Genomic DNA, 11,742 nt, shown 5'->3' with positions numbered 1-11,742 from the left:
GGCTTACCCAGTTATCCAACGTAAATACACAGTAGCTAAAGCCGGAATACTTATTTCAATGCTTTGTGTAAAACCATGTGCTGGCTTATTTACTGCTTGCACAAGCTTTTGTTTACCACCAACTACCTCAACGCCGGAACCAAACAATGCTTTATCATCTGTATTGAGAACGACCTCATACACACCAGCTCTGGGCACACCAATACGATATTGGTGAAAGACTTGTGGAGTAAGGTGGCAAATGACCACCAATAACTCTGTATTCTTTTTACCAAAACGCGCAAAACTGAATAAACTTTGCTCTGCGTTATTGCAATCAATCCATTGAAACCCAGCGGGGGTGTTATCACATTCATATAAAGCAGGCGTAGTAGTATAGATTTCGTTAAGCTTTTTAACGGTTTTCTGAATGCCAGCATGCGATTCATGGGCCAATAAACCCCAATGCAAACTCTGGTTATGGTCCCACTCGCTTCTAGGAGCTAATTCGCTACCCATAAATAATAATTTTTTACCTGGGTGCGCATACATAAATGCAAAATAGGCGCGCAAATTAGCAAACTGTTGCCAATCGTCCCCAGGCATTTTGCTAAGCAATGAACCTTTGCCATGCACAACTTCGTCATGACTCAATGGTAGAATGTAATTCTCTGAATAGGCGTAGGCCATAGAAAATGTCATTTCATGATGATGATGTTGGCGATAAATTGGGTCTCGGCTCATGTAGCCGAGGCTGTCATTCATCCACCCCATATTCCATTTGAAACCAAAACCGAGACCATTATTATCAACGCTATTGGTCACCCCCGGCCACGCGGTAGACTCTTCCGCCACCATCATGATACTCGGGTCATTGCCGTAACAACGCTTGTTTACTTGTTGCAAACAGTCGATAGCCCCTAAGTTCTCTCGGCCGCCATACTTATTCGCGACCCATTCACCGTCTTTGCGGCTGTAATCCAAATAAAGCATCGAAGCGACGGCATCAACCCGTAACCCATCTAATTTGAATTCATCAAGCCAATACATAGCATTGGCCAGCAAGAAACTTTTTACTTCTGGGCGATCATAGTTATAGATATAAGTATTCCAATCTGGATGAAACCCTTGCCTTGCATCCGCGTGCTCAAATAAATGTGTACCATCAAATTTGTGTAAACCATGGGGGTCCGACGGGAAGTGTCCTGGCACCCAATCTATCAACAAGCCAAGGTTTAAATCATGACAACGTTCCACAAAATAAACAAAATCTTCGAAGCTGCCAAAACGGCTAGTGGGTGCAAATAACCCCACGGGCTGATATCCCCATGAGCCATCAAATGGATATTCACTAATTGGCATAAGCTGCAAATGTGTAAAGCCCATTTCACAGACATAGGGAACAAGATCGTCCGCCAGCTCTCGATAAGTTAGATAGCGATTGTGCTCCTGAGAGCGGCGTTTCCACGACCCCAAATGCACTTCATAAATGCTCACAGGTGCACTAATGTGGTTGCGCTTAGCCCGTGCAGCTTGCTGTTTTTGAGTAATAGTCTTGCGTCTAACAAGAGGTTGTAATACTGACGCCGTACCAGGTGCCTGTTGCATTTTAAATGCAAAAGGATCGGCTTTATCTTGAACGTTGCCGTAATTATCAACAATGCTGTACTTGTAACATTGATCTGCCTTTAGCTCAGGTATAAAAATTTCCCAAACGCCACTTGCAGGATGAAGTCGCATAAAATGTTCACAACGCTGCCAGCAATTGAAGTCTCCAATCACTGAAACACTCTGAGCATTTGGCGCCCAAACAGCAAAACGCACACCTTTTATACCTTCATGCGTTACAAAATGTGCACCTAAGTGTTGGTAAGCATGCTCAAGCGTCCCTTCATTGAATAGGTAGAGTATTTGTTCATCCAACTGGCAACCAAAACGATAAACATCATGTTTGACCTGTTTTGACTTTCCATAGGAAATACTCAATTTATCTTGATGAGAGAGAGTCGCCCTAGTGGTCGCCAGCAGATACAAATCACTGTTTAAATAACGTTTAAGAACATGCTCCTGACCTTCAATGAGAATACTTACGGATGTAGCCCCCGGTAAATACACTCTTAACTCATACTCTTGATCTGACACCAAGTGTAGGCCCAAAAACGAAAAGGGATCTGAAAAGCAACCATTTTGTAATGCATGAAGCTGTATTGAATAATCTCTAATGGGCTTATTTGCTGATACTACACTATTCATATTCCTTTCCTGCTTTGTGTTAAAGTGGCGATAAAATCGCCTTTATGTTCGAATATTTTACCTGTACTACGAGATAACCTACGTCGCCAATTAGGGTATTCCAGATAAGTACCGGGAATATTTACAGGCAAAGTTTGCTCATCAAGATCATCCAGCTGCATGCATAACATTTGTGTTGGGCAGTGCGACAACGCCAACATCAAACTTTCGTACACATCGAACGCGCGGCTGTTTATGTCTAAATGAGATACGCCAGCATCGGCTAACCAGCTAAGCAATTTATGCTTTTCGTTTTCACGCTTGAGTCGCTCACTTTTAAGTTCACTTTCTTCAAGTAATTGATACTCGGCGCGTAATAACAAATCGTCTCCTTGCCACCACGCAACAAACGGCGGTACATCATGGTTAGCAACCATGAGCAGTGCTTGGTGTCTTAACTCTGTTTGTGGAACAAACTCGTCGTTATAGTCCTTTTCAAAATAAAACAACACATTGCCAAGCATATTCGCTTCTTGCATCACGGCTTTAATTTCGGGTGGTACCACGCCTAAGTCTTCACCGATAACGAGCGTTTGCTGTAACTGTGATTCAATTTTTATCAATGCCATCAAGTGTTCAAACGGGTAATACACATAACAACCTTGCCGTTTGTCCCCAACTTCAAAGCACCACCACAAGCGACGTATTGCCATTACATGATCGATTCGAAGACCCCCAACAGCACGCATATTGTTACGCAGCAACTGCTTAAAAAACTCATATCTACGGCGTTTTATTTTTTGTGGGTTTAGCGCGGGCAACCCCCAATCTTGACCACTTTCAGCCCAAGGATCGGGTGGTGCACCAACATGGGCATTTTGCGCATATAGGGTATGGTTGGCCTGATACTCTAAGCTGTCATCTGCGCAACCCACTGCCAAATCGTTGATCAGCCCAATATGCATGCCCATCTTGAGCGCTAACTGTTGGCAGCTTTCCAATTGCTGCCATGCCAGCCACTGCCAATAAATTGCCTGTTCATCCCCGTCGAGGGCTTCAAGGGCCGTTGCAAAATCCTCTTGAAAAGCAATAAATTGCGAAACTTCTTGCGCAGACCGACGTGTTTTGAAGTGCGCATAAAGTGCGCTGAGCAAACCATATTTTTGCTCACTTACTTGAGCGTAATCGATATAGGTTTTCGATTTTTGGTCTTGTAATTGTAATAACGTTTGTTGGTACAACTCGGTTAGCGCTTGGTTGTCTGCAAAGCCATCACATAAATCAACAGCAATGTATAGCGGGTTAAGTAAGCTGCGGTGATTCGGACTATACGGGCTGACTCTATGTTGCTGATCAAAAAACAAAAGGTGTAGAGGGTTGAGCAAGATATAATCACACTGCAATTGCGCACTGTGCGATATTAGGTCTTGTAGGTCACCAAAATCCCCTATCCCCAAATTTCTATCGCTACGCAAAGTATATAATTGTATCGACAGACCCACGACTTTGGACTGCAAAGGGTTATAGCACTGTGTTGGCACCGACCAAACTTGTGTCTCATACTGCCCACTAGGTAACGACAATATCGCTGAATAATAGCCCGTTGAAATAGGTGCCACCTGAAAAGCGACTTCGACGTAACGCACTCCCAAGTGCTGATATTCACCAACAACCACACCACTTGTTAGCTCGAATTTATGAGCATAATCTAGCGTTTGTATTTTTAAACTCGCTAGACCATCTAATTGATGATCGGGTAACTTAAACTTTAGCAGCGAGTCATGCTGTTCAATTAAGCACACATCTTCTACAACACGCTGCCATGGGGCAATATCCAGCTCAAAGTTCAGCTGCTCTATCAAAGCGGAATCAGCCGTTTCAATACCACAACAACGTAATGCCTCAGCTCTGACTCTTTCTTCGAACACCACATGCTCACCGGTATACTTCGTGTAGTCATAGCCAATGCCATGCAAATAATAAAGCTGAGATAATCCCTTCATAGATTAAGCTACACGAGACGCTGAGTGTTAACTACGCTGTTGTCTGTACCAAAACCATTTGGTACATAAGCATCCGCATTATGGTCATTGTCCCATTTGGTTCCATCTATGAGATATTTGAAATGATATTGTTTATCGACGGGCAGCCTCTGCTTCAATTTGAATGCACCATCTTTTTTAACAAACCTCATTGCTAAAGGCTGCCAGTTAGTAAACTCAGCAACGAGCTCAACCTTCTTGGCTTGAGGGTGTGAAAATTCAAATGTGACTTCGGCTTCATCTTTCGTTTTAAAAAAGCGTTTGGTTAACATAGCAGGCTCCAAATAAACCATTCTGATGGTAATTTAATCCTTGCCACAGTGCCGTGCCTTCAACTGCTTAACAATCGGAAACAGTGGTAGTCATAATAAGAGTAAACCAAATAAGTATTTACGCTTTATGACAGTGCATTTTCAACATGTCATTGCACTTTTTTTGTGCAAAACATCTCTTATTGGCCTGTGTTTAGGGTCCAGTGTAGATACAGCAAAACACACACCAATATTTTGAAGATTAAAGTAAGATGTACAGTTATTTCTGTAAAGTGAATAAAATTAATACTTACGTCAATGACTTACAAACACTAGACACATATAATTTACATTTCTGCACTGTATTGAACAAAAAAGTGTTAAGTACCGAGTTGTTCATTTCTTTTCTATGCACAATACTTACATATTGACTTGCTAAATAAGCAGCTATATGGACGTATTTTAGTAATGAATAACCCCCTGAAAAAACTATGCCTTTGTATTCTTAGTTTGCTCGTACTTGGGTACGTCACCAATCTGTTGTGTATCAAGGTACTGCACAACTTACATCATCAAACTGATGTAAAACTTGAGACAATCGAATCCAAGTTTATTCATCCAAGCGAAAACTGGGGGTTGCGTATCTTTTTATTTAATTTGCCCATTGTCAGCGCAAATGATAAAGATTATGTAGAAATTTCTAGTTCTGAAGGCCTCACAGCATTAGTTGAAACCCGTTCAGTGCTGTATCACGCGCTCACTAGTACAGAAGCAATTGGCGCTTTTGCCATCATTGTTTTGACCATAGCGCTATATTTGCACCGTCGCCGTAAATCTTCTCAGCACGATAAAGATTTAGGTGTGATTGAACAGCAGGTCATCAATCTCATCAATAACATTTCATCCTCATCAAAAGGCAATACTTCAGCTGGCGACACGCAAAACAGAATCGCTACATTGCTTGAGCACGCAAAAGAATTACTCGCCGATTCACAACAAAAACATGCCAGCTTGGCATTTCAGGATAAGCTCACGCTATTAATAGACCGACACGCTTACTTACAACACATCGAAAAGAAACTAAAAGCCGCGGCAGAAAACAATGAGCGGTGTGGACTACTGTTTATTGATTTAGATGGTTTCAAACAAGTCAATGACGCATTTGGCCACAGTTTTGGCGATGATATCCTCATTCAGGTGGCGCATCGTTTAAAAGGTATCGTAAAGCAATATCAGCTTGAAGACATTGAGCCAAGTCTGGCACTTGAGCGTAACCTTTCACGGTTGGGTGGCGATGAGTTTTCTATGTTTATTCCTCACTTAAAGCATCCAAGTGTCTGTAATGATATCGCTCAAGCGGTACTCAATGAAATTGAGCGAGACTTTCACCTTGGTAATAAGCTAATAAAAATCGGTGCAAGCATAGGTATTGCTATCTACCCAGAAAGTGCAGCCAGACCACATGCGCTTTTACAAATGGCAGATGTCGCCATGTATCGAGCCAAATCAGATGGTCGAGGGATATTTCGAGTATATTCACCAGAAATGGGTAACAAAATGCGCCGTTACCATTATTTACTGGAAGAGCTCAGAACCGCAATCTGTGAAAATAACTTTCATTTGTCGTTTCAACCTATTGTTCATGTGGAAGACTGCGCCATTGATTACTTTGAAGCATTGGTAAGGTGGCATCACCCTGTTGAGGGAATGATAGCCCCCGATGAGTTTATTCCTATTGCAGAGGAAACCAACCTAATTCTTGAGCTGGGCGACTGGATTTTAACCACCGCCTGCAACCAAATGTACTCTTGGTATAAAGCGGGTATGAAACAAGTGAGAATTTCTGTGAATGTTTCAGGTGTACAACTCAAACATCGAGATGTGTATGAATGGGTTAAAACAACATTACACACAACACACTTACCCGCCCACGCCTTAATGCTAGAAATCACTGAATCAACACTTATTACAGCCAGTCAAAAAATCATCAACCAGCTTGAAGCGTGCAGAAAAATGGGCGTAACCATCGCTATTGATGACTTTGGAACGGGGTTTAGCTCTTTAAGTACACTGGCCGACCTACCGATTGACGTGTTAAAAGTTGATAAGCACTTTATAAACCAAGCCAAAAGCAACGAAAAGTATCAGCAAATACTTCGTTCTATCAGTGAGTTGGGAAATCAACTTTCATTACGCGTTATCGCAGAAGGCGTAGAAGAGCTAGAGCAATTTGAACTGGTCAAAAGCATGGGGATCCGATGCGTCCAAGGCTACTTGGTCAGCAAACCCCAAAGCTCACAAAGCGTGTGCAACAAGGTACTTAGATCGGGCATGAATCAAATGGCCGCCACTGGCACCGGCGTGTGGCTACCTGATGATACTGAGCAGAATCAATCTAAGCATTAGGCCTTAACGACTTGCTCAGCTTCCTCTGTTTTTACCATTAAAAAGCAGCTCAAATAACTGGCTCAGACTATGAGTTTTCTAACAATATTTGTTATCTGCAAGTGCGCATAATGATACCTTCTTGCTTTGTTATTCAGATCAGAGCTGACTAAAGCCTGCGCTGAGCGTTTACATAGGCATAGAAACCACAGTCAGCACATATGCTCACATTGACAACTATTTAGCCTATTTGACCAATTTATTCGCCTTATCGTATAGCACTTCGCTTGCTTTTATAGCCATAAGAATATAACAAACTGATTTATATAGCTTTATAAAGTTGGCTCAAGTTATGCCTATATCAGCAAACTGATAGTGACCATAACAATAAGATTAAGGAAATAACATGGGTATTAAAACCGTTCACAAACAACAGTACTGGTTAGTCGCAATCGTCGCGGCTTTTGTCGGGGCTACACTTACTTGGGAGCATTTAAATGGTGGGGTTATAAGCCATTACTTACTTCATAACCCTAATTACCCAAGTATTTCTAATTACTGGGGCATGCTAGTGCTCCCTACTCTTGCTTGGTTCGCCGCACACAGAGTGATAAAAAGAATGAAGCTTGAAGACGAAGAAAATAAAAACGTGGCAGTAACAATACCCAAGCACGTTAAAATGGGCTTCGCTATTATGTTTTGTGTGACTGCTCTGCAGTCCATAGCATGGGTTTTAGGGCACCAAGACATCACCATGTATCTCGCGCTGGGTATGCTGGTCGCAGGACTGTTTGTACCAATTTATCGTTCCGAATGCATTCTGGCACATGTTTTAGCCTCCTCAATTATATTTGGCGCGGTGATCCCCCTGCTTGGCATGCTAATAATGGCGTCTATTTCAGCGGTGTCTAACTTAGTCATAAAGCCTGTAATTGTTAAATTATCAACACGCCTAAGTACAGTAAAAGCGATACAATAACATCGAGCACTCATCAAGTTCACAGTGCGTGCTCAGCACGCACTGCACCTGCCTTTTCACACCAGTCCGTATAAATTCAATCAATTAGACAGTACTTATTGCATGCTTTTAACGCTTGAACTTGGTCTCTAAGATCACCGATGAATTTGTGCGCTCTACCCCTTCTAAATTACCAATATCATCCAAAATTGTACTTAGCTGTTGCAGACTTTGTGCTTCAACGACCGCTATCATATCGTACTCTCCACTGATGGCATAAAGCGCACTGATGTGGGTAATATGTTTTAAAGCAATATTGGTTTTGGTCGTCAACTTTTGTTTGACCTTAATGGATACATGAGCTTCTACCAGCTCCGACAAATAGGCTTCGCCAAATTCAACACTGTACCCTTGGATGACTCCTGATTGCTCAAGTTTTTGCAGCCTACTTTGTACGGTAGAGCGCGACAAATCTAAACTTCTAGCGAGATCGGAAATACTTGCACGGGCGTTACTTCTCAGTAACGCAATGAGCTTTTCATCTTGTAAAGTTATCATTTTGGTAAATCACTTCATTAATTTGACTTTTATTTTAATCATTTTGCACATTTTTGCACTGCAAATTTACTTTGATCACCGTGATAATGAGAAACATCAAGCACCTTTGCAATCGTTTAGAAAAGGTGCAAACAAGTTGAAGTAAAATATTAAGAGGAAGTCGTCATGCAAACTAACCGCGAATTATTCGATCAGGTTATGGTACCAAACTACAATCCATCTGAAGTGATCCCAGTAAAGGGTAAGGGTTCACGTGTATGGGATCAAAAAGGCGACGAGTATATTGATTTTGCAGGTGGTATTGCCGTTAACTGCCTTGGCCACTGTCACCCTGCGTTAGTAAACGCGTTAACTGAGCAAGGTCAAAAGTTGTGGCACCTATCAAATGTGATGACCAACGAGCCTGCACTTCGTCTAGCAAAGAAAATTACCGATGCAACATTTGCAGACAAAGTTTATTTTGCCAACTCTGGCGCAGAAGCGAACGAAGCGGCGCTAAAATTAGCGCGTCGTTTTGCTCTAGATAACTACGGCGAAGATAAAACACAAATTATCGCATTCAATAAAGGCTTCCATGGCCGTACGTTCTTTACAGTGACGGTTGGTGGTCAAGCTGCATATTCAGATGGCTTTGGTCCAAAACCTGCCGATATCGTACATTGTGACTACAACGACCTTGCGGCATTCGAAGCGTTGATCAGCGATAAAACTTGTGCAGTGATGATGGAACCACTACAAGGTGAAGGCGGGATCATCTCTCCAACGCAAGAGTTCGTAAAAGGCGTTCGCGCACTGTGTGACAAACACAACGCGCTGCTAATTTTTGATGAAGTGCAATCAGGTGTTGGTCGCACTGGTGAACTATATGCGTACCAAGGTCTAGGTGTAACGCCTGATATTCTAAGCACAGCAAAAGCGCTAGGTGGCGGTTTCCCTATCGGTGCTATGATCACGACAGATAATATTGCTAAGCATTTAAAAGTCGGTACTCACGGCTCTACGTACGGCGGTAACCCGTTAGCGTGTGCGGTTGCAGAAGCGGCATTTGACACGGTAAATACCCCTGAAGTGCTGGCTCAAGTAAAGCACAAAGAACAATTATTTCGCGATGCACTAAATGCTATCAACGAAAAATACAAAGTTTTCGCACAAGTGCGTGGTAAAGGCCTGTTAATCGGTGCGGTATTAAATGATGACTACAAAGACCGTGCACGTGACTTCTTAGTCGCTAGCACTAAACACGGGTTAATGACACTCGTAGCGGGTACTAATGTGATTCGTTTTACTCCTTCATTAGTTATTCCTGATGAAGATATTGCAGCAGGTATGGCAAGGTTTGAGCTAGCTGTTGCTGACGTGGTTAACGGTTAATCGAGCTAGGGAGGCCTTTGTGCCTCCCGTAGGTTGCAATTATGCAGATACTAAGACCAATAACCAGTAATGATTTTGCTGCATTTAAGCAAATCGCCATCGAATCAGGTCACGGTTTTACCTCATTACCTGTCGATGACCAATTGCTGCAAGATAAGATTTCTCGCTCCGAGCGTAGCTTCAGCAAACAGCTAGATAAGCCTTTTGATGAAGGTTATGTATTTGTACTTGAAGACAGTGAAACCGGCGAAATCATGGGAACCACGGCAATAGAAGCCGCCGTCGGTATGCAAGTGCCATTGTATCACTATCATATGGGCAAAACCGTACATCATTCACGTACTTTGGATGTTTATAACACAGTTGAAATTCTCAGCATGTGTAATGACTATACGGGGTGCAGTGAGATCTGTACTTTGTTCCTACGAGAACCATTCAGAAAGGGCCTTGCAGGTAGATTCTTAAGTCGTTCACGCTTTGTCTTTATGGCAGACCACGAAGCGCGTTTCAGCGATACAGTCATTGCCGAAATGCGTGGTGTGAGTGACAGTCAGGGTAACTCTCCCTTTTGGAAGTGGCTACAAGAGCACTTTTTCAGTATCGAGTTTCCCCAAGCTGATCACTTAGTCGGTTTGGGTGATAAAGTCTTTATCAGCGAGCTGATGCCAAAGTACCCGATTTATGCCAACTTGCTCAGTCAAGACGCTCAAGCGGTAATAGGTAAAGTACACGAAAAAACCAAACCTGCACTAAAGCTACTTGAAAAAGAAGGTTTTGAGCATCGCGGCTATATTGATTTATTTGATGCAGGCCCTACGGTTGAAGCCAAACTGAAGAATATACGCACTGTACAGCGCTCAGTTGTCGCAGCGGTGAATATCACCAGTGATGTTTCTGGTAAAGCGCGTGCAATCTCCAACCAAGGGTTAGCCAACTTTAGAGCTACATTTACAGATAAATGTTCGTACGACAGTACCACGAATACGCTCAACTTAGAGCCATGCGTCGCGCAGGCACTTGAGCTGAGTAATGGTGACTTGGTCAGAACATTTACGTTATAAACTTGCTGCGTCGAGCTTAATCGCACCAAGTTAACGCGGGTAATCCGCAAAATTAAGGAATCCATTATGCACAACAATGTTGATCAATTATTTGACGAACTTTGGAATAACTACCTATCTGTTACTCCTTCAGCGGTAAAAGTTCATGAGCTGCTAGGCTCTACTCAGCAGGACGATGTGATCAATGACCATATTGCGCTTCGTACTTTTAACCACGAAAAAGTAGGCCTTGAAAAGCTCGCTGCACACTTTAAAGCGGTTGGTTACAAAGAGTGTGGTGAATACCACTTTGAAGCTAAAAAGCTATATGCAAAACACTATGAGCACTCAGACCCAACTAAACCTAAAGTATTTATCTCTGAGTTGTTGGTAGAGAAATGTTCAGAAGAGCTACAAGCTATCGTCAATGACATGGTTTCTCAAATTGATGAGAATGCTGTGACAGCCGATAACTTCCTATATTCAGGCACACACTGGCAGGTAAGCCACGAGACTTACCAGCAACTATTAAAAGAAAGCGAATACGCTGCTTGGATGTCTGCTTGGGGCTACAGAGCAAACCACTTCACAGTAAGCATCAATTACTTGGCTAACTTCACAACGATTGAAGCTGTTAACCAAGCGCTTAAAGATGCAGGCTTTGAACTAAATACATCAGGTGGTGAAATTAAAGGCTCTCCTGAAGTGTTGTTAGAGCAATCTTCCACGCTTGCGGATCACCAACCTGTGGTATTCAGTGATGGTGAATTTAATATCCCTAGCTGTTTCTACGAGTTTGCGCTTCGCTATAACAAACCAGACGGTGAAATTTATACTGGATTTGTTGCAGCATCCGCTGACAAAATCTTTGAAAGCACTAACGCGCGTTAAGCTGCGAAAAAGTTAATTAATCCCAAAGATAAAAG

9 protein-coding genes are annotated in these 11,742 nt (G+C 42.5%); 5 read left to right on the top strand and 4 right to left on the bottom strand.

Translation table 11 applies throughout. The features are described 5' to 3' along the window. Nucleotides 1–3: 3 nt before the first annotated feature. From glgB to L1070_RS02355, 3 genes are read right to left on the bottom strand one after another with little or no spacing between them, the layout of a single operon-like run. A complete protein-coding gene (glgB, locus tag L1070_RS02365; protein ID WP_237124330.1) occupies nt 4–2,232 on the bottom strand; it encodes a 1,4-alpha-glucan branching protein GlgB in 2,229 nt (742 codons plus the stop codon). Continuing rightward, nucleotides 2,229–4,214: a 4-alpha-glucanotransferase gene (gene malQ / locus L1070_RS02360; protein ID WP_237124329.1), complete on the bottom strand. Its 1,986-nt coding sequence runs from the start codon at nt 4,212–4,214 to the stop codon at nt 2,229–2,231. The genes glgB and malQ overlap by 4 nt, the downstream gene beginning before the upstream one ends. A gap of 8 nt (nt 4,215–4,222) precedes the next feature. Then, the gene (locus L1070_RS02355; protein ID WP_237124328.1) at nt 4,223–4,525 is read right to left on the bottom strand and encodes an isoamylase early set domain-containing protein; all 303 of its coding nucleotides are present in this window, start codon (nt 4,523–4,525) and stop codon (nt 4,223–4,225) included. Nucleotides 4,526–4,972: 447 nt separating this feature from the next. Here L1070_RS02355 and L1070_RS02350 point away from each other — a divergent pair, with 447 nt between their 5' ends. Next, on the top strand, nt 4,973–6,910 hold the full coding sequence (locus L1070_RS02350) for an EAL domain-containing protein (protein WP_237124327.1): 1,938 nt from the start codon (nt 4,973–4,975) through the stop codon (nt 6,908–6,910). A 385-nt stretch (nt 6,911–7,295) separates the two neighbouring features. After that, on the top strand, nt 7,296–7,868 hold the full coding sequence (locus tag L1070_RS02345) for a hypothetical protein (RefSeq protein WP_237124326.1): 573 nt from the start codon (nt 7,296–7,298) through the stop codon (nt 7,866–7,868). Nucleotides 7,869–7,976: 108 nt separating this feature from the next. Here L1070_RS02345 and L1070_RS02340 read toward each other — a convergent pair whose 3' ends face one another. Further along, a complete protein-coding gene (locus L1070_RS02340; RefSeq protein ID WP_070982990.1) occupies nt 7,977–8,405 on the bottom strand; it encodes an Lrp/AsnC family transcriptional regulator in 429 nt (142 codons plus the stop codon). 165 nt (nt 8,406–8,570) lie between these two features. On the opposite strand from L1070_RS02340, the gene L1070_RS02335 reads away from it, so the two are divergent. The 3 genes from L1070_RS02335 to L1070_RS02325 all read left to right on the top strand — a co-directional run bounded on the left by L1070_RS02335 (nt 8,571) and on the right by L1070_RS02325 (nt 11,707). Continuing rightward, on the top strand, nt 8,571–9,776 hold the full coding sequence (locus L1070_RS02335; RefSeq protein WP_237124325.1) for an aspartate aminotransferase family protein: 1,206 nt from the start codon (nt 8,571–8,573) through the stop codon (nt 9,774–9,776). A gap of 41 nt (nt 9,777–9,817) precedes the next feature. Beyond that, complete coding sequence (gene astA / locus L1070_RS02330; protein WP_237124324.1) at nt 9,818–10,837, top strand: arginine N-succinyltransferase; 1,020 nt, start codon at nt 9,818–9,820, stop codon at nt 10,835–10,837. Nucleotides 10,838–10,903: 66 nt separating this feature from the next. Continuing rightward, nucleotides 10,904–11,707 (top strand): DUF1338 domain-containing protein, encoded by an 804-nt coding sequence (locus tag L1070_RS02325; protein WP_070982993.1) that lies wholly within the window; start codon nt 10,904–10,906, stop codon nt 11,705–11,707. The last annotated feature ends 35 nt before the right edge of the window (nt 11,708–11,742 follow it).

The organism is Pseudoalteromonas sp. MMG022, from assembly GCF_021654245.1.
GTDB classification, from domain to species: domain Bacteria; phylum Pseudomonadota; class Gammaproteobacteria; order Enterobacterales; family Alteromonadaceae; genus Pseudoalteromonas; species Pseudoalteromonas amylolytica.
The sequence above is the reverse complement of the archived record's forward strand: the minus strand, read 5'-3'. Positions and strand labels throughout refer to the sequence as shown.

Excerpts from the sequence above, each read along its gene's own strand:
- glgB (WP_237124330.1), bottom strand. The coding sequence starts at position 2,232 with ATGAATAGTGTAGTATCAGCAAATAAGCCCATTAGAGATTATTCAATA.
- malQ (WP_237124329.1), bottom strand. The coding sequence starts at position 4,214 with ATGAAGGGATTATCTCAGCTTTATTATTTGCATGGCATTGGCTATGAC.
- L1070_RS02355 (WP_237124328.1), bottom strand. The coding sequence starts at position 4,525 with ATGTTAACCAAACGCTTTTTTAAAACGAAAGATGAAGCCGAAGTCACA.
- L1070_RS02350 (WP_237124327.1), top strand. The coding sequence starts at position 4,973 with ATGAATAACCCCCTGAAAAAACTATGCCTTTGTATTCTTAGTTTGCTC.
- L1070_RS02345 (WP_237124326.1), top strand. The coding sequence starts at position 7,296 with ATGGGTATTAAAACCGTTCACAAACAACAGTACTGGTTAGTCGCAATC.
- L1070_RS02340 (WP_070982990.1), bottom strand. The coding sequence starts at position 8,405 with ATGATAACTTTACAAGATGAAAAGCTCATTGCGTTACTGAGAAGTAAC.
- L1070_RS02335 (WP_237124325.1), top strand. The coding sequence starts at position 8,571 with ATGCAAACTAACCGCGAATTATTCGATCAGGTTATGGTACCAAACTAC.
- astA (WP_237124324.1), top strand. The coding sequence starts at position 9,818 with ATGCAGATACTAAGACCAATAACCAGTAATGATTTTGCTGCATTTAAG.
- L1070_RS02325 (WP_070982993.1), top strand. The coding sequence starts at position 10,904 with ATGCACAACAATGTTGATCAATTATTTGACGAACTTTGGAATAACTAC.